Origin of the sequence: Lentzea fradiae, assembly GCF_900100955.1 — a bacterium.
GTDB lineage: Bacteria > Actinomycetota > Actinomycetes > Mycobacteriales > Pseudonocardiaceae > Lentzea > Lentzea fradiae.
Genome location: NZ_FNCC01000009.1, coordinates 381645 through 404259, shown reverse-complemented (window position 1 = coordinate 404259; position 22615 = coordinate 381645). Strand labels below are relative to the sequence as shown.

The following is a 22615-nucleotide window of genomic DNA, read 5'->3' as shown; positions in this document are numbered from 1 at the left end:
CCGTGACCGCTGCTTGAGTCGGCGGCGTGATCGAACTTTCGAACCTCGCCGCGGTTCTGCGCGCCCACGCGGTGAAAGCGGAGGAGAACGACAGGCTCTCCACCGAAGCCGTGGAAGCGTTGCGCGAGAACGGGCTCTTCGCCCTGCGGACACCGGGGGACGGGCGGGCCGGCATCGCGGCGGTCGCCCGGCTGCTGACCGAGGCGGGGCGTGCCTGCCCGTCCTCCGCGTGGGTCGCCGGCACGTGCGCGACCGCGAAGACCCTGGTGGCGAACGCGGTCGGCGGCGCGGAGGCGTTCGCCGACCCCGACGTGCTCTTCTGCGGCTCGGGCATCCCCGGCGGCCGCGGCGAACCGGTGGCCGGCGGGGTGCGGCTCACCGGGCGGTGGCCGAACGTCTCCGGCTGCGAGGACGCCGTGTGGGCCGTGCTCGGCGTCATGGTGGACGGCGTGTTCTCGTTCGTCCTGGTGCCGACGGCCGACCTCGTCGTCGAACCGACCTGGCGGATGGCGGGCATGCGCGGCACGGGCAGCCACACCCTGGTCGCCGACGACGTCCTGGTCCCGCAGGAGCGGACCGCGCCCGCGCACCCCTTCGCCCCCAACGACAGGATCTTGTTCGCCATGACGGCGCTCGGGCCGGTCGTCGGTGCCGCTCAGGGCGCACTGGACGCCGTCACCGCGATGTTCGCCTCCGACCGCAAGCCGTTCATGACGTCCTACACGCGCATGGGGGAGTCGCCGGGAGCACGGCACTGGCTGGCCGAGGCCGCCCATCTGGTGCAACGCGCCGAGACCGCGATGCTCACCGCGGCGGAGGAAGCGGACGAACGGGAACTGTCCGCTGAGGACCTTCCACGGCTGTACCGGACGTTGGCCGGTGCGGGCAAGGACTGCCGGGACGCCGTCGACCTCATGCTGGACCTGCATGGCACGAGCGGGTTCGACACGGCGAACGTCCTGCAACGCTTCTGGCGGGACGTCGCCGTGGGCAGCCGCCACCCGCACCTCAACTCCTACCTCGCGGTGGAGAACCTCGGGACGGCGCTCGCCGGCTGACGCGAACCAGCCGGCGAGCACCGCGCGTCAGGCCCTGACCCCGGCCGCGAGCTCGCCGGTCAGCCGGGCGAGGGCGGCGCGGTCACCCGTGTCGAGCAGCGTCGAGACCAGCGCGGACCCGACGATCACCCCGTCGGCGAACCCGGCCACCTGCGCGGCCTGGTCCGCGTCCGAGATGCCCATGCCGACGCACACCGGCAGGTCGGTGACCGCGCGGAGCCGGGCCGTGAGCACGGCGGCGGCCTCGTCGACCGCTGCACGGGCACCGGTGACGCCCATCAGCGCGGACGCGTACACGAACCCGGAACCGGCCGCGGCCGTCTCCGCCAGGTGCGCGTCCGTGCTGCTCGGCGCGACCACGAACACGGTGGCGAGGCCGTGGGCCTCCGCCTGCCGCCGCCACGGGCCCGACTCGGACACCGGCAGGTCCGGCAGCACGCAGCCCGCGCCACCCGCCTCGGCCAGCTCGCGCGCGAACCGCTCGACGCCGTAGCGCGACACCGGGTTCCAGTACGACATCACCAGCACCGGCTTGCCGGTGGCGGCGTGCACCTCGCGCACCGTGCGCAGCACGTCGGCGATCCGCACGCCGCCGCGCAACGCGATGTCGTCCGCCGTCTGGATCACCGGACCGTCCAGGACCGGGTCGCTGTGCGGCAACCCCACCTCGATGACGTCCGCACCGGCGTCGACCGTCGCCAGGATCGCGGCGATGCCGTCGTCGACGGTGGGGAAACCGGCGGGCAGGTAGGTGATGAGGGCGGCCCTGCCCGCGTGTTTCGCGGCCGCGAGGGTGTCGGTGAGAAGACGCAGGTTGCCGGTCATCGCGCGGCCTCCAGTCCGAAGTGGACGGACGCGGTGTCGAGGTCCTTGTCGCCGCGGCCGGACAGGTTGACCAGGAGCACGGCGTCGGGGCCCAGCTCGGCGCCGACCTGGAGGGTGCCCGCCAGCGCGTGCGCGCTCTCGATCGCCGGGACGATGCCCTCGGTGACGGCGAGCAGCCGGAACGCGCGCATCGCCTCGTCGTCGGTGACCGGCCGGTACTCGGCGCGGCCCGACTCGTGCAGGTGGGCGTGCTCCGGTCCGACGCCGGGGTAGTCGAGCCCGGCCGAGATCGACCACGCCTCGCGGATCTGCCCCTCGTCGTCCTGCAGCACGTACGACCGCGAACCGTGCAGCACGCCCGGCTCACCGGCCGACAGCGACGCCGCGTGCTCGCCGCTCGTCACGCCGTGTCCGGCGGCCTCGCAGCCGACCAGCCGCACCGGGTCGTCGAGGAACGCGTGGAACAGCCCGATCGCGTTCGACCCGCCGCCGACGCACGCGATGGCCGCGTCGGGCAGCCGCCCGGTCCGTTCGAGCAGCTGCCTGCGGGCCTCGACCCCGATGACGCGCTGGAAGTCGCGGATCATCGCGGGGAACGGGTGCGGCCCCGCGACCGTGCCGAACAGGTAGTGCGTGTCCTCGGTACGGGCGACCCAGTCGCGGAACGTCTCGTTGATCGCGTCCTTGAGCGTGCGCGACCCGGATGTCACCGGCACGACCTCGGCGCCGAGCAGCTCCATCCGCGCCACGTTCACGGCCTGGCGCCGCATGTCCGTCTCTCCCATGTAGACGGTGCAGGAGAGCCCCATCAGCGCGCACGCGGTGGCGGTCGCCACGCCGTGCGACCCGGCGCCGGTCTCGGCGATGACGCGGGTCTTGCCCATGCGCTGGGCCAGCAACGCCTGGCCGATCGCGTTGTTCACCTTGTGCGAGCCGGTGTGGTTCAGGTCCTCCCGCTTGAGGAAGACCCGCGCGCCCCCGGCGTGCGCCGCGAACCGCGGCACCTCCGTGAGCGCGCTCGGCCGCCCGACGTAGTGGACCAGCAGGTCCTCGAGCCGTGCCACGAACGCGGGATCGGCCTTGGCCCGCTCGTACTCCGCGGCGACCTGGTCGACGGCGGCGACGAGCGCCTGCGGCACGAATTGCCCGCCGAAACCGCCGAAGTAGCCGTCAGCGGTGGGAAGGCCGCCTCGGGCGGCCGGGAAGAAGTGCGAAGTCTCCATGAAGATGTGCTCCTGACCCGGAACCGCCAGGGGTGCCCTGGGCCCGGGGTGTGGGTGGTCTGGGAATCAGCGATTCCGCGCGGTGCGCGGCGCACGACGCCATCGCATCCCGTTGACCTGACCCGCTTCGGAGCCGATCACGTACCTCACCCGACGCCCGAGCACGCGCCGTGCGGGCGCGCGGCAGCCACGCGGCCGGCGGCCACGGGCAAGACGGACGGTGAGGGACACGGGTGCAGGTTTACCCGGTGGACGGCGGTTCGGGCAAGTCGCGGCCACCTGGCGAGCGGCCAGCGTCCTGGACACCTCGGCAGAAGCCGTGCCGCCGCCCACCACTCACCCGTCCGAGTGTCACCCGCCCAACGGCCACCAATGTCTCCGCGTGACGTGCTCTTAGTACGCGGGGGCCCCGCGTGTCCGCGGACAGTACGCGGGGCCCCCGCGTACCCGGAGGCAGACACGAATGGGGCTATCCCGCGTGCGGGTTCGGTGTGCGCGGCGTGACGTGCTCGGCCAGGCCGAACCCGCTGGCCGGGGGGAGCGGCTCGGCGCCGGGCGGCGTCTCCGTGCCGAACGCCTGGAGCAGGTAGCCGGTGAACCGGCGCGACAGGGTGCGGACGTGCTCGGGCGGGGCGGAGCGCAGGCCGGCGTGGGCCAGCAGCAGCATGAGCAGGTCGCCCACCTCGAAGTCGTGCCGCAGCTTCCCGGTCTCCTTCACGCGGCGGACCATCGTGTCGAACGCCGACTCCGCGACGGCGCGTTCGGCGCTCTCGGTGGCGAACGCCGAGAGGAACGCCTCGGTGAAGCCGCGGTCCTCCAGTTGCTCGGCCACCATGAACTCGACCAGCCGCCGGAAACCCCGCCAGGCGTCCGGGTCGGTGGCGGCCTCGTGCAGCAGGGCCTCGCAGTGCGCGCGTTGCTCGGCGAACACCTCGGCGAGCAACGCCTCCCTGCTCGGGAACCGGCGGAACAGCGTCGCCACGCCCACTCCGGCACGGCGGGCGATGGTGCTCATCGGGACGTCGATGCCGCGCGTGCGGAACAGCTCGCGTGCCGCCTCGACGATCCGGGTGCGGTTGCGCGCCGCGTCGGAGCGCAGGTCGGCTGGTTCGGCCACGCGTCCAGTCAAGCGCAAGTGGAAAACATTTTCCAGTTCCGAAGTGAGTCGGCCGGGAAGCAGTCGTTCTCATTTGCAGGCAAGTGGAAGCCGGTTTCCACTTGCCTCGCTACGGTGAAAGGGCGTTTGTTGCGGCGTTGTGAAAAGATGCGAGGAATTCCTGATGAAGATTCTGATGTTCGGCCGCGGCATGATCGCGTCCGTTTACGGGTGGGCTTTCGAAAAGGCGGGCCACCAGGTGGAGTTCTACGTGCGGCCGGGCCGGGCGGCGCAGCACGGCCCGGAGATCGAGCTGTCGATCAGGGACGGGCGCGAGAAGGGCGCCGAGGTCTCCGAGCGATGGCCGGTCACCCTCCGGGAGGAGCTCGCTCCCGGCCACGACTTCGACCTGGTCCTGGTGAGCGTGAACCCCGACCAGCTCGCCGGGGCCGTCGAGTTCCTGACCGGCCGCGTCGGCACCGCCACCGTGCTGGTCTTCGGCAACGTGTGGGCCGACCCGGCGGAGGTCGTGTCCTCGTTGCCGGCGGACCAGGTGGTCTGGGGGTTCCCCGGCGCGGGCGGCGGGTTCACCGGGTCGCGGGTCAGCGGCGGAATGCTGAAGAACGTCTTCCTCGGGTACGTCGACGGCTCGAACCGCGGCTTGCGCCACGAGGCGGTGCGGGACCTGTTCACCGGAGCGGGGTTCTCGGTCTCGCGGGTGAGGGACTTCCGCAGCTGGCTGTGGTTCCACTACATCCTCGACGCCGGGATGCTCACCGAGGTCCTCGCGGCCGGGAGCGTCGACGCCTACCTGGGCTCACCCGAGGCCGTCAGCGGGTCCGTGCTGCTCGTCCGCGAGATGGTCCCGCTGCTGAAGGCCAAGGGCGGCACCCCGCGCATCGGCGCCGCGCTCATGACGTACCTGCCGGCGGGACTGGTGAGCTTCGTCCTGCGCAAGACGCTCGGCGGCGACAACCTGGCCGCGTTCTTCTTCCGGCAGATCGAGCGCACCGGCCACCTGGACCGCCACCTGGCCGGCCTCTACTCCCGCGACGTGCTCGCGGAGGCGAGGGAACGCGGAATCCGGCTGCCCCGTCTCGAAGCCCGGGAGCCGGTCTTCGCGTGACTAGTCTGGTCCCATGCGGATCGGAGAACTCGCCGCGCTGACCGGGGTCAGCCCCCGCTCGCTGCGCTACTACGAGCAGCAGGGCCTGGTGCACAGCACGCGGTCCGTCGGCGGCCAGCGGCACTACGCGCCGACGGAGCCCGCGAGGGTCGAGATCATCCGCCGGCTGTTCGACGCCGGGCTGAGCAGCAAGGTGATCGCCCGCCTGCTGCCGTGCGTGGACAGCGACACCAGGGAGGTCGCCGAGGACGCCTTCACCACGATGGTCGGGGAGCGCGGACGGCTGACCGCCGAGATCGAGCGGCTCGTCGAGGCCCGTGCGGCCCTCGACGAGCTGATCGACGTCAACACCCGGTACCGGCAGGGGATCGGCGCCGCCTGAGCGCCCCAGCCCCTGACCGCCGCAGCCCCCTGGTCTCAGAGGCTCAGGTCGAGGACGAGCTTGCCGGTGGCGTGCCGCGACTCGACGAGCGCCAGCGCCTCGTGCGCCCGCGCGAGCGGGTAGGTGGCGGTGATGTGCGGGTCGAGCCGCCCCTCCACCATCAGCCGGGCGACGCGTTCGAGGCCCTCACGGCCGAGACGGCGTTCCACCGCCACGCCGCCGATCTCGGTGACCGAGAAGTCGCCGACGGAGATCACCCGGTCCGGCTTGGCCGCGAGCGGGGCGAGTGCGCGCAGCGACTCGCCGCCGACCGTGTCGACCACCGCGTCGAACGGGGCCGACGGGCGGAGGCGTTCGACGACGTCGCCCTCCGAGTAGTCGGCGAACGTCGCGCCGAGCGCCGTCACGAGGTCCCGCTTGGCCGCGCTCGCCGTGCCGGTCACCACCAGGCCCCGGTCGCGGGCGACCTGCGCCACCGCGATGCCGACGCCGCCGCCGATCCCGTTCACCAGCACCGACGCGCCGGAGGGCAGGTCGAGCTGGTCGACCACGTCCAGGGCCGTCGTGCCGGCCACCGGGATGGTCGCCGCCCACGTCGCGGGCAGCGCGTCGGGGATGCGGGCCGTGGACTCGGCGAGCAGCAGCGTCGTCTCGGCGTACGTGCCCGCGAACGTCAGCGCGAAGCCGGTGACCCGGTCGCCGACGGCCAGGCCCGTCACCCCGTCACCGAGGGCGAGCACCGTGCCGGCCGCCTCCATGCCGAGGACCTGGGGGAACGGCACCTCGCCGTTCATCGTGGGCACGTGTCCCGAGCGCAGCAGGTGGTCGAGCGGGTTGACGCCCGCCGCCTCGACCCGCACCAGCACCTCGCCGGGACCGGGTGACGGGTCCGGCCGCTCGAAGAACTCCTGCACCTCGGCACCGCCGAAACCGCGGTACCCCCACACCTGACCCATCGTGGATCCCTCTTCCGGTCTCCGCGTCCCGGCTGTCGGAACGCGGTGATCCCGAAGCTAGGTGCTGACACCGGTGTCAAGTTCCAGCGGATGTGACGGGTGCCTCGTCACAGGTCGGCGAGCGGTACCGGTCTTCCGAGGTGGTAGCCCTGGGCCTGGTCGCACCCGAGCGCGCGCAGGATCTCCAGCTGGGCGGGTTCCTCCACGCCCTCCGCGATCACGGTCAGGTCGACCGCGTGCGCCATCGCGACGATGCTCGTGACGATCGCCTCCGCCTCGTCTGACCGGCCGAGACCCGCGGTGAACGAGCGGTCGATCTTGAGGGTGTCGAGGGGCAGGGTGAGCAGCTGGGCGAGCGAGCTGTGGCCGGTGCCGAAGTCGTCGATCGCGAGCCGCACGCCCAGGTCGCGCAACGCCGAGAGGGTGCGGGCCGCGAGCTTCGGGTCCTGCATGAGCGCGCTCTCGGTGATCTCCAGGCACAACGAGCTGGGCGCCAGCCCCGACTTCTGGGTGGCGTTGCGGACCGACGACACGAGCCACGGGTCGTCGAGCTGCCGGGCCGACAGGTTCACCGTCAGCTGCAGCTCCGGCGCGTGCGTCGCGATCTCGCGCGACGCGGTGTAGAGCATGTGCGCCCCGACGATGTTGATCAGGTCGCTCTCCTCGGCGAGCGTGATGAACTCGCCGGGCAGGATCAGGCCGTAGCGGGGGTGCGTCCAGCGCAGCAGGCCCTCGACGGCGGTGCGCCGGTTCGTGCCCAGGTCGACGATCGGCTGGTAGGCGAGCCACAGCTCGTCGCCCAGCGGCGCCATCCGCAGGTCCTGCTCCAGCTGCAGCCGCCGCTGGATGCGCTCGCGCAGCTCCACGTCGAAGAAGGAGATCCGGCCGCGGCCCCTGGTCTTCGCCTGGTACATCGCGAGGTCGGCGTCGCGCAGCAGGTCGGCGCCGTCCCGCGGGTCGCCGGACTCGGCGAGCACGATGCCCACGCTCGCGTCGACGTGCAGCTGCCTGCCCTCCACGGTGATCGGCTTGTTCAGCTCGGCCCGCACGTGGTCGGCGATGGCCCGCGCCTCCTCCGGGCCCGCCACGCCGTAGGCGATGACGGTGAACTCGTCGCCGCCGAGCCTGCCCACGACGTCGCCGCGGCGGGTGCTGCGGCTGAGCCGGTGGCCCACGACCCTCAGCACGTCGTCACCGGCGCTGTGGCCGAGGGAGTCGTTGATGACCTTGAACTTGTCCAGGTCGATGAACAGCACCGCGGTGAGGCCCGAGCGGTGCGACCGCTCGCCGGGGCTCAGCCGGTTGATGGTCACCGTCCGGTTGAACAGCCCGGTCAGCGCGTCGTGCGTCGCCTCGTGCTCCAGCTGGCTGTCGATCATGCGGCGCTCGGTGATGTCGGTGAACGACACGACCGTCGCCGTGGGCAGGTCCCCGGTCGGGTTCAGCGCCCGTGCGCTCAGCGACAGCCACACGCGGGTGCCGTCCGGGCGCAGCGCCCGCACGATCCGGCCGTGCTGGGACTTGCCGGTCGTCCTGGTGATGGCCGACGGGAACCGCGACAGCGGGATCTGCTGGCCGGTCTCGTCGTGCAGCTCGGTCGACGACGCCAGCTGGCCGACCGCGTCCCGCGCGCTCACGCCGAGGATCCGCTCGGCCGCGGGGTTGACGGACTCGACGCGGCCGGTCGGGCCGACGACCAGCACGCCCTCCTCGATGGCGGCGACGACCGCGGTGAAGTGCTGCTCCGCGCGCCTGCGGGCCGTCTCGTCCGCGCAGATCAGCACGTAGCCGTCGTCCATCCTGGCGACCGAGATCCGCACCGACAGCGCGTCGCCGTCGGCCTTGCGGTGGTCGGCCTGGACGACGCCGCCGGAGTCCAGCACGGCCACGGGGTCGAGCGGCGCCCCCACGACCTCGCTGATCGGACGGCCGATGGCCGCGGCGGCACTGCGCCCGTAGACGGACTCCGCGCTGGGGTTCCAGCTGGTCACGACGCCGTCGGAGGTGGTGGCGATGAGCGCGTCGCTCACGTGGGCGACGAGCGCGGCCTGGTAGCGCAGCGCCGCCGCGGCCGCCTTCTGGTCGGTGACGTCCCGCATGATCACCTGGAAGGCGGGCCTGCCCTCCCAGGTCGTGCGCACCGAGACCGACTCGACGTCGATCGTGCCGCCGTCGAACCGCACCAGCACGGTGTCCGCGGGCTCGCTCGTCACGCCGGGTTCGGTCAGCTTGGCGATGCGCTGGAGCATCTCCGCCTGCGAGGAGGGGTGGACGAAGTCGGTGATCGGCCGTCCGATGATGTCCGCGTCGGACGCGGCCCGCACGAACCGGACCGCCGCCGGGTTCGCGTAGACGATCCGGCCGGCCTCGTGCACCACGATCGCCTCGGGCGCGAGCTCCACGAGCAGCCGGTAGCGGTCCGCGAGGTCGGCGAGCTCCTGCTGCTGGTTGTGCCGCCTGGTCACGTCGGCGACCACGCCGACCAGCGCGCGGGCGGAGTCCTTGGTCGAGAGGCGGGCGCGGAACTGCAGCCAGCGCCGCCCGTCCGCCGTGTCGAGAGGCTGGACCAGCTCGAAGTCCTGCCAGGCCGGTGCCGTGCGGGCGGTCACGGCCAGCGGCTCCACCAGCTCGGCCAGCCGGGTGCGGACGACGTCCTGGTCGCTTCCGGACACGCCGAGGACGGCGTCGAGCCCCGGCATCCAGCCGAGCTGCTCGTCGTCGAGGTCGAGCCACCACACCACGGCGGCGCCGATCGACGTCCCGAGGCCGGCCAGCAGCTCGTGGTCGAACTCGCCGTCACCGATCAGGCCGCTCACGTCGTGACTCCCAGATCCAGCAGTCCCTCGAATTCCCGGTGGCGTGGCCATCGTGAAGTCCTACCGCACAGCAGAGCAGAACCGCATCCGTCTGGCGTGAACATGGTGTGCCGTTATATCGGTAATCGAATCCGTCCGCTTGATCAGGGGTCGTTTTCATTGTCCATTGTAGACGAATGGACGTGTTCCACGCGAGTCGCTCCCGGCGGTTAAGCTGGTAGAAGAGGTGTCGGCCCTCGGGGCGGGGAGCGGTTATGGTCGCGCGAGGCGTGGGGATCTGCGGTGTCGGCGTGGTGAGCGCCTACGGCTGGAACAGGGAGTCGCTGTGGGACGGTCTGGCGAGCGGGAAGCCCGCCGCCTTCGTAGTCCCTGAGCTGGGCAGAGTCCCGGGAGACACGGTCTGGGCGGCCAGAGTCGGCGACGACGGCGACCCGCTCGACGGGCCCAGCCGGTTCGCGCAGGCCATGCGGGCCGCGGCCAGGGAGGCCATCGAGGACGCCGGGAACCGCGGCTGGCAGCCGGGGCGGCGGGTCGGGCTCCTGCACGCCGTGGTGCTCGGCGAGGTCGACCTGTGGCGTGACTTCTACATCACCCGCGGCGGAAAACTGCCGGTGCGCGACTACCTGGCGTTGATGCCGTCCACTCCGATGTCGACGTTCATGCAGGAGTACGGCTTCCACGGTCCCGCGATGAACGTCTCGGCGATGTGCGCCTCCGGCAACGCCGGGCTGATCACGGCGAAGGCGTGGCTCGACGCGGGAATCGTCGACGACGTGGTGTTCGTCGCCACGGACCTGTCCCTCACCCCGGAGAACGTCGCCCACTTCGTCCGGCTCGGCGTGGCCGTCGTGGACTCCGAGCCGCTCGACGCGTGCCGGCCGTTCCAGCAGGGCAGCCGCGGCTTCGTGATGGGCGAGGCGTCGGTGGCGTTCGTCCTGTCGAGACGGGCGAGGACCCCGTACGCGCTGACGCTCGGCGGCGCGATGTCGCACGACGCGTACCACGTGACCTCGATCGATCCCCAGCTGGAGCAGGTCACGGCGTGCTTCAGCGACGCCCTGGACAACGCGGGCGTGAGCGCCGCGGACGTCCGCTACCTCAACGCGCACGGGCCCGGCACCGCCCAGTGCGACGCCGCCGAGGCGACCGTCCTGGAGCAGCTGTTCGAGCCGGGCACCGGCGTCTACTCGGTGAAACCGCTGACGGGCCACTGCCAGGGCGCCGCGTCGGCGATCGAGGCCGCGGTGACCGCGATGGGCTACGACCGCGGGGTGATCCCCGCCCCACCGGTCGTCGCGTCCGGACACCCGGCCCTGCTCGACGGCCTCACGGCGGTCGCCGACGGCCTCACGGTCAAGTCCTCCCTCGGAATGGGTGGTCACAACTCGGCCATCGTGCTGGCCCCGCCCGCCTGAGCAGGGCATCGTGTGCGTGACGCGGTGATCATCCCGGCCGGAGTCCGGCCGGGTGGGTCGCGTGAGGACGTTCCGCGCGCGGGTGAGCAAATCGGGAGTGACAGGTGCTGGGCAAGCACGTGCTGGTGGTGGCCGTGGTCCTGCTCGTTTCGGCGTGCACGTCCGAACCGGAACGCCCGCCGTCGTCCAGCACCGTCCCGGTGAAACCGCCGACGCTGGTCAACGAGGTGGTGCCGCCGCAGGACGTGCTGACCGTGGTCCGCGACGTCGTCGACGGCCGCACCGTCGAGCTGGCCGACGGCACGAAGGTCCGCATCGCCCGGCTGGAGGAGCCGAAGGCGTGCTTCGCCACCGCCGCGCGCGACTTCGCCCGCTCGACCCTGCTGGCCAGGTCCGTCCGCTACACCGGCCTGCAGGTCGGTGAGGTGGAGCTCCGGCTGGAGGACGGCACCGACTACGCCGTGCTCGCCGTGCGGCAGGGGGCGCTGCGGCCGGAGAACACCGACAACGGCCCGCTGACCAGCGCCAGGGACGAGGCGTCCGCCGCGAAGCGGGGCCTGTGGGGCCCGCCGTGCGACGGTTCGGACACCGCGAAGCCCACGCCCACGACGACCACCACCACGACCGAGGCCGCGGCTCCCGCCCCGGCGACGACCGCGCCGCGCCCGACGGCCACGACCGCCACACCGCCACCCGCAGCCAAGGCGGCCTGCGTCGTCAGCTACCGGGTCTCCGGCCAGTGGCAGGGCGGCTTCCAGGCGAACGTGACCGTCCGCAACACCGGCTCCGCCCCGGTCGACGGCTGGGTGGTGCGCTGGACGTTCTCGAACGGCGAGTCCGTCCGCGAGATGTGGGACGCCAGGGGCGGGCAGAGCGGGACGTCCGTCAGCGCCTCGAACGCCGACTACAACCCGCGCATCGCCCCCGGCGCGTCGGTGCGGTTCGGTTTCAACGGCACCACCCGCGGCTCGCACCGCGCCCCGGCGGGTTTCTCGCTCAACGGCACCCAGTGCTCGGTCGGGTAACACACTTCGCCACGGCCGGGTGAATTTCTCACCCGGCCCCGCCGTCCTGCTCCTCCAGAGGGCTCGTCCCGGCTCCATACTCCGCGCAAGGGGAGCGTCCAGCAGGGGGAGCCATGAGCAACGAGACGATCAGGACGGGCCGGAGGGGACGGGTGGCCAAGCCGCCCGAGGGCGACGGCCCGGTGGCGGTGTTCGCCCGGCGGCTGTGGGAGCTGAAGCGCTGTGCGGGGGACCCGTCGTACGACGTGATGCGTCGTGAGCACGGTGCGCTGGCGTCGAAGTCGGCGTTGTCGGCGGCGGCCCGCGGCGCGCAGCTGCCGTCGTGGACCACGACCTGGGAGTTCGTCCGGCCGCTGGCCGTCGGCGTGCTCGGCCGGGACGAGGAGCGGGTGCGCGCGGAGTGGCGGCAGCGGTGGGACCGGGCAGCGGCCGCGGTTCCGGCACCGGCCGTGGTGCTCCCGGTGGAGCGGCCGGCCGCGCGGGCGGGGACGCGGGGGCCGGGGAGCGGGTGGTGGGCGCTGGTGGCGGCCCTCGTGGCCGGGGTGGCCCTGGTCGCCGCGTTCTGGACGCATGCCGACCGGCCGGTGGTCCGCACGATCGCCGAACCGTGCGAGGCGTCGTGGCTGTGCCTGTACCGCAACATCGGCTTCGACGACATGAACTTCCGGACCCAGCGGCAGAACGCGTGCTGGAACCTCGCGGACTACCACCTGCGGGACGCGGTTTTCTCGTACGACAACAACACGGCCATCACGGCGCGGTTCTTCGACTCGCAGAAGAACGAGGTCGGTGACATCCGCGCCGGCGGCAGCAGCCAGGACAGCTCCGCACTGCTGGGCGCACAGTGGTTCTGCACCGGCTCCGCACGGCCGTGAAATGTCCATGGCCAAATCGCCGAGCTGCGATTATGCGGTTGTTCGACCAAAGCCGAACCCGTTCCCTTCCACCGCCGCCGGAAAGCTTCCTACGGTCGGTCCCGTCAGGATTTCCCGGCGAAGAAAGGGTGACCGATGAGGATTCTCCGGGTCAGCGCCGCCGCTGTGCTGTCCGCTCTGGCCGCTGTCGCGATGGCCATGCCCGCCGCGAACGCGACCGTGACCGAGCGGAACCAGCCCTGCCCCACCGGCTACGTGTGCCTGTACGAGCACAGCGACTTCAACCGGCACGCGGACGGCCGGATGCTGAAGTGGAACGAGTCGGGCCGCAAGGAGCTCGGGGACTGGAACTTCCGCGAGAAGACCTCCAGCATCCGGGACAAGCGCACCGGCGGCTTCAAGGTCACCGACGTGCGCACCGGGCTGCCGGACCGGCACCTCGACCTCAACGGCGACTACTCCCAGCTCCCCAGCGGCTGGAACGACGACATCGACCGGCTCGAGCTGCCGTAGCGACGGGCTTGGCGCCGGAGCACCGGCACCGGCGAGCGGGGTGCCCGGCACCCCGCTCGTCAGGCGAGCGTGAACTCGGCCCACACGACCTTGCCCTGTCCCGTCGCCCGCTGGCCCCACTGCGCGGCCAGCACGCCGACCAGCATCATCCCGCGCCCGCCCGTCAGCGTGCCCTCCCGCGGCGTGGCGGGGACCGGTGACCCGTCCTCCACCTCGACGCGCAGGAACGCGGGGCCGCGGACGAGGTGCAGCCGCCGCGGGGCGACGCTGTGCCGCAGCGCGTTGGAGATCAGCTCGTCGGCCGCGAGCACGACGTCCTCCGCCTGGTCGGGGGAGAGGCCGCTCACCTGGTCGCGCACCCACGCGCGTGCCCGTCCGATCTCGCTCAGGTCGTTGTCGATCTCGCGCGTGGTCCGTGTCCCGGCGTCGTCGTCCAAGACCTCTCCCGCGTGGCCGCCTGCAGTCATCGGGGCCGATCGTATTGACCCGCCCGCGTTCTGCCCAGGTCCGGTGTCTCACGTGAGCAGGGCGCGGGTGGCGCGGACCTCCCTCGGCACGTTCCGGCCGAGCACCCCGGCCAGGTCACCGTCGTGGTGGTAGTGGGCACGCCTGGACGCGCGCGTCGTACACCCCGGTCCAGAAGTACGGGACCGGGGTGCACGGCTCGGGGTCGCCGAGGACGTTCGCCCGCCGCGTGGGACGCCGCGGCCGCCTTGGTCACCTCGTTCACGTCGATGGTGTGGCGGTCGCGCGGCACGGACCTGCCCGTGGTGCGGACGCTCGTCGAGTGCGCGGAGGAGGTCCGGCCGCTGCTGCGGCAGTGAGCGTCAGGCGGGTGCGGGTGCCGTCGTCCCGCGCGGGACGTAGCGGGCGGTCGGGGACCAGCGCGGTGTGACCGGGCCGCCGTCCACCAGTTCCAGCAGGGAGTCGGCGACCGCCGTGCCGAACTGGTGCACGTCCACGCTCATCGTCGTCAGAGCGGGGGAGGCGAGCCGGCACAGCGTCGAGTCGTCCCACGCCACGAGGCTCAGCCCGGCGGGCACCTCGACGCCGAGGGCGGTGGCCGCGGCGAGCCCCGCCACGGCCATCACGTCGTTGTCGTAGAGGATCGCCGTGGGCGGGTTCGGGGCGGTGAGCAGCGATGTCGTCAGCTTCGCGCCCGCCTCCTCGGAGTAGTCGCCCTCGACGACCACCGGGGTCACGCCCGCCGCCGCGCAGCCCGCGAGCAGCGCCTCGGTGCGGGCCCGCGTGTGCAGCAGTGCGCCGGGGCCGGTGACCCTGGCGATCCGCCGGTGGCCGAGCTCCAGCAGGTGCCCGAGTGCTTCGGCGACCGGTCCGGCGTGGTCGGTGCGCACGCACGGCAGGATCGAGTCGCCGACGGCGACCGCGGGCAGTGCGAGCTCCCGCAGCACGGCCGGGCGAGGGTCGTCCGCCACCGGGTTCACCACCACGACGGCGTCGACCAGGCCGCGTACCGCCCAGCGGCGGTACGCGGCGATCTCCGTCTCGTGGTCGGCCACGACGTGCAGCAGCACGGAGAGGTCGCGTTCGGCGAGCCGCTCCTCGATGCCCGCGATGAACTCCATGAAGAACGGCTCCACGCCGAGCAGCCGGGCCGGGCGCGCCAGCACCAGCCCGATGGCGCCGGTCGACTCAGCTCGCACCGGGCACCGCGCCCAGATCGTTGGCACAGCGCAGGACGAGCGGGCCGGTGAACGCCGCCGGGTCGACCGGCGCGTGCGTGCGGACGCCGAACACGCGCACCTCCCCGGCCAGCAACGGGACCAGCAGGTCGTCCACGACCGCGTCGGGCGCCACCCGGTCGGCCAGGATCGCGACGTCGCGCGCGAACGACGACGCCCGCACCTCGACCTCGTACCCGCCGGGCACCGCCTGTGCCCGCGCGGTGAGGGGAGCGGGGTCGTACGCCAGGTCCCGGTCCTCGCGGAACGTGTGCAGCGCACGGGCCTCGGCGGTCGTCGCCACCACCACCTCCGCGTCCTCGTGCACCGGCGTCAGCAGTGCCTCGTCGAGGTCGAGCGCGAGCACTGACCGGGGCGGCACCGTCCGGCGCAGTCTAGTCAGGTGCAGCGTGACGCCCCGGAACGTCTGGCGGTCGAGTGTCACATGCGCGTCCCACGGTTCGTCGTGGTCGTTGACGGCGAACAGCACGAGCCGGTCGCCGCGCGGCTGGAAGGTGAGCAGGCGCGGCGCGAACGCGTGCCGCAGCCCGTAGTAGAGGGGTTTCACCCGCTCTTCGCTGTCGATGGCCGCCCACGACGTGACGGGCCAGCAGTCGTTGAGCTGCCACACGATCGCGCCCGCCGTGCGCGGCCACCACGAGCGGAAGTGCTCGACGCCGAACGCCACCGCCCGCGCCTGGTTGAGCTGCGTCGCCCAGTGCCAGTCCTCGAACCGTTCGGGGACCGGCAGGTGCGCGGCCAGGCCGCGGTCGAGCTTTCCGTTGCCGTCCTCGGCTTTCTGGTGGGTGAGGAAGCTCCGCGACGTCGGCGTCAGCGGTTCGTCGTGGACCCAGCGGGTGAGCGTGGACCACGTCGGCGGGCCCTGGAAGCCGAACTCCGAGCAGAACCGCGGCACGTGGTCGCGGTAGTGCGTGTAGTCGGCCTGGTTCCAAACCTGCCACTCGTGCCGCGTGCCGTGGTCCGCGTCGTTCGGGTGCGGGCCGCCGTACGGGCTTCCCGCGCAGTAGAACCGGGTCGGGTCCAGCTCGGCGACGATCGCGGGGAAGACCTCGTCGTAGTAGGCCGGTCCCCAGGTGCGGCCGTCGAGCTGCTGCGGCCAGCCCCAGTCCGCGAAGCCCCACAGGTTCTCGTTGCCGCCGTTCCACAAGGCGAGCGAGGCGTGCGACATGAGCCGCACGACGTTCTCGCGGGCCTCCGCCTCGATCTCGGAGCGCAGCGGCTCCTCCTCGGGGTACGCGGCGCACGCGAGCGGGAAGTCCTGCCACACCAGGATTCCGCGCTCGTCGCAGACGTCGTAGAAGTCGTCCGACTCGTAGATGCCGCCACCCCAGACCCGCAGCAGGTTGACGTGCGCCTCCACGGCCTGGCCGACGCGCCGGGCGAGCCGGTCGCGGGTGATCCGGGTGAGGAAGTGGTCGTCGGGAATCCAGTTGGCGCCCTTCACGAACACCGGCCTGTCGTTCACGACGACCGTGAACGGCGTGCCGAGCTCGTCGGGCGTCGTGTCGACGGTGATGGTGCGGAACCCGATGCGCTTCTCCACGACGTCGAGGACCTCGGTGCCGCTCAACGAGACCGTGAGGTCGTAGAGCGGCTGGGCGCCGTACCCGGCCGGCCACCACAGTCCGGCGTCGGGCACCTCCACGCGCGCGGTCACCGAGGTCTGCCCGGCGGGCACGCGGACGGTGCAGCCGTAGCCGCCGACCGCCACGTGCAGCGTCAGGTCCTCGTGGCGGTCCCACTCGATCTCGGCGTGCAGCTCCACCCTGCCGGTGCGCCCCGCGACCGTCACGACCGGGCGGACCCGCGCGAACCTGGCGGTGTGCCAGCGTTCCAGCCGCACCGGCCGCCAGATGCCCGCGGTCTGCAGGTCGGGTCCCCAGTCCCAGCCGAAGCTGCACGCCATCTTGCGGATCATGTTGAACGGGTGGGCGTTCACGTGCGGGCGGCGGCCGAGCGCGGCCTCGGTCTTCTCGGCGTGCGTCAGCGCGGACGAGAACGACACGGTCAGCTCGTTGGCGCCCTCGGCCAGCACGTCCCGCACGTCGAAGCGGTAACCGCGGTGCATGTTCTCGGTGCGGCCGAGCAGGTGCCCGTTCAGCTCGACCGCGGCGACCGTGTCGAGGCCCTCGAACACGAGGTCCGCGCGGGCGTCGGCGGCGGTGGCGAGGAACGTGGTGCGGTACCGCCAGTCCGCGCGGTGCAGCCAGGTCAGCTCCTCCTCCGCCCGGTCCAGGAACGGGTCGGTGATCAGCCCGGCCGCGAGCAGGTCGAGGTGCGTGCCGCCGGGCACCGTCGCGGGCACCGTGCGGCCGCGGACGTCGTCCGGCACCTCGTTCGTCGTCGCGGACAGCTGCCAGCCGTCGTGCAGGTACTGCCGGATCAAGACGGTCCTCCCTGTCGGAAGCGGGTTTCCGGGTTCGGCGCGGCGGCGGCGAGCAGCCGGGTGTACGGATCGGCCGGACGCAGCAGCACGTCGTCGCCCGGCCCGCGTTCGACGATCCGGCCCTGGTGCAGCACCAGGACCTCGTCGGAGAAGTGCCGGGCCGTGGCGAGGTCGTGGGTGATGTAGAGGACGGCGAGGCCCTCCTCCCGCTGCAGCCGGGCGAGCAGCTTCAGCACGCCGAGGCGGATCGAGACGTCGAGCATGGACACCGGCTCGTCGGCGATGATCACCTTGGCGCCCGGCGCGAGCGCGCGGGCGATGGCGACCCGCTGGCGTTGTCCGCCGGACAGCTCGTGCGGGCGCCTGCGCGCGATCTCCGGCGGCAGGGTCACCCGCTCCAGCAGGTGCGGCACCTCCGCGGGGGACTTGCCGTGCAGCCGCAGCGGCCGCGCGAGGTGGTGCTCGACCGTGTGGAACGGGTTCAGCGAGGCGAACGGGTCCTGGAAGATCATCTGGACGTGGTCGCGGTACCGCCGTCGCGGCACAGCGGTTCCGTCCGGTCCGGTCAGCACGATCTCCCCGGACGTCGGCTTCACCAGCCGCGCGATCATGCGAGCGATGGTCGACTTACCGGAGCCGGACGCGCCCACCAGCGCGACGGTGCGGCCGGGACTGAGCGTGAACGACACGTCGTCGACGGCGCGGAACCCGCGGAAGGTCTTGGTCAGGTCGCGGACTTCGAGCGTGGTCATCGGGTCAGCGCTCCCGCTTCTCCGGTCAGGCTGGGGAACGACGCCAGCAGTTCGCGGGTGTAGGGGTGGTGCGGCCTCAGGTAGAGGTCCTCCGCGGTGGCGTGCTCGACCACCTCGCCGTCGCGCATCACCGCGATCCGGTCGCTCAGCTCCAGCAGCAGCGGCAGGTCGTGCGTGATGAACAGGACCGCGAACCCCAGCTCGTCCCGCAAGCGCTTGATCTCGTCGAGGATCTCCCGCTGCACCAGCACGTCCAGCGCGGTGGTCGGCTCGTCCATGATCATGACCCGCGGTTCGAGCAGCAGGGCCATCGCGATCATGACGCGCTGCCGCATCCCGCCGGACAGCTCGTGCGGGTACGCGCCCAGCCTGGCCGGGTCGACGCCGACGAGCCGGAGCACCTCCGCGCACCGCTCCTCGCGCTGTGCCGAGGACATCTCCGGACGGTGCGTGGTCAGGACGTCCTTCAGCTGCGCACGAACGGTTGTGACGGGGTTCAGCGAGTTCATGGCGCCCTGGAACACCATCGACAGCTTCACCCACCGGAACCGCCGCAGCTCCTCCGCTTCCAGCGCCAGCACGTCGACGTCGCCGAACATGACCGAGCCGGACGTGACCTCCGCCGGCGGCCGGTGCAGGCGGTTGACCGCGTACGCCAGCGTTGTCTTGCCGCAGCCCGATTCGCCTGCCAGACCGAGGATCTCCCCTCTGCGGAGCGTCAGCGACACGTCCTTGACGGCGTGCACAGGTGTGTCACCCCGGTAGACGACGTTCAGGTTCCGGACGGTGAGCACCGCGTCCGGCTCGGGTGGCGCCGGGTCGGAGGCGACGACGTCCCCGTCACGCCGGACCCGGTCGCGCAGGGCGGGGTTGACGATCTCGTCGATGCTGAAGTTGATCAGTGACAGCGCGCCGCCGAAGACCGCGATCACCAGACCGGGCGGCACGAACCACCACCACGCCTCGCGTTGCAGCGCGAACCCGTTCTGCGCGTAGTAGAGCATCGTGCCCAGCGTCGACGAGTCGGCGGCGCCGAGCCCGAGGAACGACAGCCCCGCCTCGCTGAGGATCGCGAGCACGACCGCGAACACGAACTGGGAGGCGATGACCGGCAGCAGGTTCGGCAGGATCTCGACGCCGATCACCCGCCACGTCTTCTCGCCGGACACCCGTGCCGCGGCAACGTAGTCCCTGTTGCGCAACGACAACGTCTGCGCCCGCAGCACCCGTGCCGCCGCCGCCCAGCCCGTGATCGCCAGCACGAGCGCGATGGTCGACGTACCGCGCTGGTCGGCGGGCACGAACCCGGCCACCACGATCACCAGCGGCAGTCCCGGGATCACCAGGACCACGTTGGAGAACAACGAGAACACCTCGTCCACGGCGCCACCCGCGTACGCGCCGACGATGCCGAAGACCCCGGACAGCACCGTGGCCAGCACGCCGACGAGCAGGCCGAGCCACAGCGACCCGCGGGTGGCGTGGGCCAGCTGGGCGAGCACGTCCTGGCCGGTGAGCGTCGTGCCGAGGAGGTGCTCGCCGCCGGGCGGGGTGAGGCCGCTGTCCCTGATCGTGGCGGGGTCGCCGGTGAGCAGCGGCCCGAGCAGTCCGAAGAGGACGATGACACCGGCGAGCGCCAGGCCGGTGACGAGCTTGGGGGACCGGGTCACGACACCGTGCTCCGATCCCTCGTGCGGGCGTCGACCAGGCCGTACAGCAGGTCCACCACGAGGTTGGCGCCGAGCACCGCGACCGTGATCACCAGGAAGATGCCCTGCATGAGCGCGTAGTCGTTGTTCTGCACGGCCTGCAGCAGCTTCGAGCCGATGCCGGGGTAGGAGAACACCTGCTCGGTGACGATCGACCCGGACACCACGAACCCGAGCGAGATCGCGAACCCGGCGACCGACGGCAGCACGGCGTTGCGGGCGGCGTACCGCATCATCACCCGGCTGCCGCGCAGGCCCTTGGCCCGCGCGGTCAGCACGTAGTCCTCCGACATCGCCGAGACCATCATGTTGCGCATGCCGAGCAGCCATCCGCCGACCGACGAGAGCACGATCGTCAACGCCGGCAACGTGCCGTGGTAGAGCGCCGAAGCGAGGAACTCCGGGCTCCAGCCGGGATCCAGCACGACGTCGTAGCCGCCGTTCAGCGGGAACCAGCCGAGTCCCGACGCCAGCACCGCGACCAGGATCAGCGCCAGCCAGAAGTACGGCACCGCCGACAGCATCGTGGTGGCGGGGACCAGCGAGTCGAGCCACGTGCCGCGCTTCCACCCGACGACGGCGCCGAGTCCGACGCCGAGCAGGAACGACAGCAGCGTCGCGAGCCCGACCAGCACGACGGTCCACGGCAGCGATCCCGCGATCACGTCCGTCACCTTCGCCGGGAACGCGCTGACCGACACACCGAGCTCGCCGCGCAGCAGGTTGCCCAGGTACGCCAGGTACTCCTGGACGAACGACTCGCGCCCGCCGGTGCCGAGCAACGTCTCGTACGCCTGCCGGGCGGCGGGGTCGACGCTTCCGCCGCGCTGCTGCAGCTTCGCCATCAGGATGTCGACGGGGTTGCCAGGGAGCAGGCGCGGGATGACGAAGTTCAGCGTCACCGCCGCCCACAGCGCGGTCAGGTAGAACGCGAGCTTGCGCAGGTGGTAGCCCATGTCACCGGCCTGCGGGCTTGAGGTTCACGTACACCTGCGAGGCGTCGGGCCGCTTCCAGACGGCCGGGAACGCGTAGAGGTCGTCCTCGGTCGGCCAGCCGGTGAAGCCCCGGGCGTTGTACTCGGTGGGGACGCCACCGGTCAGCACCGGGATGTACGGCATGGACTTCTCCAGCTCGACCTGGATCGCGTCGTAGTGCCGCTGTCGTGACGGGTCGCCGCGGTCGGTCTTCTTCAGCTCGGCCAGCGCCTGGTCGACGACCGGGTTGCTGAACCGCGAGAAGTTCGGCGTGGCCGTCTGCCCGACCGGTGCCGTCGTGGCCGTGGAGAAGAAGTAGCTGTAGGTGTAGTAGGGATCGGGCGCGGGACCCTGTTCCACCGAGTCGATCAGCAGCTCGTACTGGCCGCGGCCGCGTGCGTCGGCCCACTCGTTCCACGACAGCTGCTGCGGCGTGAGCTTCACACCGATCCGCAGCATCTGCTGGGCGAGCGTCTCCAGCGCGGTGATGTAGTCGGTCCAGCCCGCGACCACCTTCACCGTCAGGGCCAGCGGTGTGCCGTCCTTGGCGTAGATCCCGTCGCCGCCCTTGACGTACCCGGCGGAGGTGAGCAGCTGGTCCGCCTTGGCGACATCGGGGCTCATCGGCGCGAGCCGGTCGGTGAGCCCGTCCGCCACCAGGTCGTTGTCGCGGGGCAGGAGCGTGAAGCCGGGCGACATCTCGGTGTTGAGGTTCTGGAACGCCAGCGAGTTGATCTGGGTCCGGTTCATCCCGTAGTAGATCGCCTTGCGCACGGCAGGGTCGGTCTGGGCGCCCTGGCAGCCCAGCTGGGCGTTGGAACAGGTGAAGAGCGCGACCTGGTTGAGCGGCAGGGTGATCGCCTTGTAGCCGGGGTAGTTCTTCTCGATGTCCGCGATGTCCGGGATCGGGCCGGTCTGCCAGTCGACGGACCCGGCCTTGAGCGCGTCCACGCCCGCCTGGTTGCCCGACAGCGACAGGTACCGCACCTGCTTGACGGCGGGCTCGCCGCCCCAGTAGGCCGGGTTCGCCTTGAGCGTGAACGACTGCGCCTTGAAGTCGCCGAGCGTGTACGGGCCGGTGCCGACCGGGTTCTCGTTCACCTCGGTGGCGGGGGAGGAGTGGTTCTTCCAGATGTGTTCGGGCATCATCCACAGCTGGCCCAGCACCTGCGGTCCGTCCATGTAGGACGGTTCGGGGAACTTGACCACGACGTGCGTGTCGTCGGTGGCCGTCGCGGTGCCGCGGAAGCCTGTCCTGTTCATGGCCGGGGTCTTCGCGACCATGTCGAGCGTGAAGACGACGTCCTTCGAGGTGAACTTCTGCCCGTCGGACCAGGTGGCGTCGTCGCGCAGGGTGATCGACAGCTCGGTGCCGTCCGCGTTCCACTCGAACGCCGTGCCCAGCATCGGCTTCGGCGGCCCGTCGCTCGCGATGTTGTAGAAGAACAGCGGTTCGTAGATCGTGCCGGGCCCCTCGATCTGGGTGGGGGCGTACGGGTTGAAGTTGAGCTGGTAGTCGCCGGCCTGGCCGGTGTAGACGACCAGGGTGTCATCGGCCCGGCCGCCGCTCGCGGCGCACCCGGCCGTCAGAGCCACCGCCAGGGTCACGCCGCAGAGCCGCTTCAGCAGGAACATCGTTGATCCTCCCCGTGGCTGGGATGCTGCGGCGGAGATTCTTCAGTTGCTAAACAAAGAAAGTCAACGGCCAGACGTGGTTGACTTGACGAGCGGTCGTCGATGGGCGACGTTCGTCGTTCGACGGAGTGCGGAGGGACCTGAC

20 protein-coding genes are annotated in these 22615 nt (G+C 71.8%); 7 read left to right on the top strand and 13 right to left on the bottom strand.

Annotation, left to right across the window (positions count from 1 at the left end):
• Positions 1-26: 26 nt before the first annotated feature.
• Positions 27-1058 (top strand): acyl-CoA dehydrogenase family protein, encoded by a 1032-nt coding sequence (locus BLT23_RS23330; RefSeq protein WP_090051995.1) that lies wholly within the window; start codon positions 27-29, stop codon positions 1056-1058.
• Between the two features lie 27 nt (positions 1059-1085).
• On the opposite strand, the gene trpA is transcribed toward BLT23_RS23330, so the two are convergent.
• The 4 genes from trpA to BLT23_RS23310 form a co-directional block, all read right to left on the bottom strand.
• A complete protein-coding gene (gene trpA / locus BLT23_RS23325; RefSeq protein WP_090051992.1) occupies positions 1086-1883 on the bottom strand; it encodes a tryptophan synthase subunit alpha in 798 nt (265 codons plus the stop codon).
• Positions 1880-3106: a tryptophan synthase subunit beta gene (gene trpB, locus BLT23_RS23320; RefSeq protein ID WP_090051990.1), complete on the bottom strand. Its 1227-nt coding sequence runs from the start codon at positions 3104-3106 to the stop codon at positions 1880-1882. The genes trpA and trpB overlap by 4 nt, the downstream gene beginning before the upstream one ends.
• Before the next feature lie 66 nt (positions 3107-3172).
• On the bottom strand, positions 3173-3337 hold the full coding sequence (trpM, locus tag BLT23_RS42275; RefSeq protein ID WP_090051987.1) for a tryptophan biosynthesis modulator TrpM: 165 nt from the start codon (positions 3335-3337) through the stop codon (positions 3173-3175).
• A 238-nt stretch (positions 3338-3575) separates the two neighbouring features.
• Complete coding sequence (locus BLT23_RS23310; RefSeq protein ID WP_218133848.1) at positions 3576-4223, bottom strand: TetR/AcrR family transcriptional regulator; 648 nt, start codon at positions 4221-4223, stop codon at positions 3576-3578.
• A gap of 163 nt (positions 4224-4386) precedes the next feature.
• On the opposite strand from BLT23_RS23310, the gene BLT23_RS23305 reads away from it, so the two are divergent.
• A complete protein-coding gene (locus BLT23_RS23305; protein WP_090051982.1) occupies positions 4387-5328 on the top strand; it encodes a ketopantoate reductase family protein in 942 nt (313 codons plus the stop codon).
• Between the two features lie 13 nt (positions 5329-5341).
• Positions 5342-5710 (top strand): MerR family transcriptional regulator, encoded by a 369-nt coding sequence (locus BLT23_RS23300; protein WP_090051980.1) that lies wholly within the window; start codon positions 5342-5344, stop codon positions 5708-5710.
• Positions 5711-5745: 35 nt separating this feature from the next.
• Here the strand turns inward: BLT23_RS23300 and BLT23_RS23295 are convergent, their stop codons facing one another.
• Together BLT23_RS23295 and BLT23_RS23290 are read right to left on the bottom strand one after the other, a co-directional pair.
• Positions 5746-6666 (bottom strand): NADP-dependent oxidoreductase, encoded by a 921-nt coding sequence (locus BLT23_RS23295; protein WP_090051977.1) that lies wholly within the window; start codon positions 6664-6666, stop codon positions 5746-5748.
• Between the two features lie 107 nt (positions 6667-6773).
• On the bottom strand, positions 6774-9533 hold the full coding sequence (locus BLT23_RS23290) for a sensor domain-containing protein (RefSeq protein ID WP_090051974.1): 2760 nt from the start codon (positions 9531-9533) through the stop codon (positions 6774-6776).
• 203 nt (positions 9534-9736) lie between these two features.
• On the opposite strand from BLT23_RS23290, the gene BLT23_RS23285 reads away from it, so the two are divergent.
• From BLT23_RS23285 to BLT23_RS23270, 4 genes are all read left to right on the top strand, one after another.
• On the top strand, positions 9737-10897 hold the full coding sequence (locus tag BLT23_RS23285) for a beta-ketoacyl synthase N-terminal-like domain-containing protein (RefSeq protein WP_090051971.1): 1161 nt from the start codon (positions 9737-9739) through the stop codon (positions 10895-10897).
• A gap of 104 nt (positions 10898-11001) precedes the next feature.
• Positions 11002-11922, top strand: coding sequence for a cellulose binding domain-containing protein (locus BLT23_RS23280; protein ID WP_090051968.1), 921 nt, complete (start codon positions 11002-11004; stop codon positions 11920-11922).
• A gap of 113 nt (positions 11923-12035) precedes the next feature.
• Positions 12036-12797: a peptidase inhibitor family I36 protein gene (locus tag BLT23_RS40105; protein ID WP_143036009.1), complete on the top strand. Its 762-nt coding sequence runs from the start codon at positions 12036-12038 to the stop codon at positions 12795-12797.
• 135 nt (positions 12798-12932) lie between these two features.
• Positions 12933-13310 (top strand): peptidase inhibitor family I36 protein, encoded by a 378-nt coding sequence (locus BLT23_RS23270; RefSeq protein WP_090051965.1) that lies wholly within the window; start codon positions 12933-12935, stop codon positions 13308-13310.
• A gap of 59 nt (positions 13311-13369) precedes the next feature.
• Here the strand turns inward: BLT23_RS23270 and BLT23_RS23265 are convergent, their stop codons facing one another.
• From BLT23_RS23265 to BLT23_RS23235, 7 genes are all read right to left on the bottom strand, one after another.
• On the bottom strand, positions 13370-13777 hold the full coding sequence (locus tag BLT23_RS23265) for an ATP-binding protein (protein ID WP_090051963.1): 408 nt from the start codon (positions 13775-13777) through the stop codon (positions 13370-13372).
• A 360-nt stretch (positions 13778-14137) separates the two neighbouring features.
• Positions 14138-14974, bottom strand: coding sequence for a LacI family DNA-binding transcriptional regulator (locus BLT23_RS23260; RefSeq protein WP_090051960.1), 837 nt, complete (start codon positions 14972-14974; stop codon positions 14138-14140).
• On the bottom strand, positions 14964-17399 hold the full coding sequence (locus tag BLT23_RS23255; RefSeq protein ID WP_090051957.1) for a glycoside hydrolase family 2 protein: 2436 nt from the start codon (positions 17397-17399) through the stop codon (positions 14964-14966). The genes BLT23_RS23260 and BLT23_RS23255 overlap by 11 nt, the downstream gene beginning before the upstream one ends.
• Entirely contained in the window at positions 17396-18151 is a 756-nt protein-coding gene (locus BLT23_RS23250) for an ABC transporter ATP-binding protein (RefSeq protein ID WP_090051954.1), read from the bottom strand. The genes BLT23_RS23255 and BLT23_RS23250 overlap by 4 nt, the downstream gene beginning before the upstream one ends.
• Positions 18148-19821, bottom strand: a complete 1674-nt coding sequence (locus BLT23_RS23245) for a dipeptide/oligopeptide/nickel ABC transporter permease/ATP-binding protein (protein ID WP_090051952.1) — start codon at positions 19819-19821, stop codon at positions 18148-18150. The genes BLT23_RS23250 and BLT23_RS23245 overlap by 4 nt, the downstream gene beginning before the upstream one ends.
• On the bottom strand, positions 19818-20816 hold the full coding sequence (locus BLT23_RS40905) for an ABC transporter permease (protein WP_090051949.1): 999 nt from the start codon (positions 20814-20816) through the stop codon (positions 19818-19820). Before BLT23_RS40905 ends, BLT23_RS23245 begins: the two co-directional genes overlap by 4 nt.
• Before the next feature lies 1 nt (position 20817).
• The gene (locus BLT23_RS23235; RefSeq protein ID WP_090051946.1) at positions 20818-22470 is read right to left on the bottom strand and encodes an ABC transporter substrate-binding protein; all 1653 of its coding nucleotides are present in this window, start codon (positions 22468-22470) and stop codon (positions 20818-20820) included.
• Positions 22471-22615 lie beyond the last annotated feature (145 nt).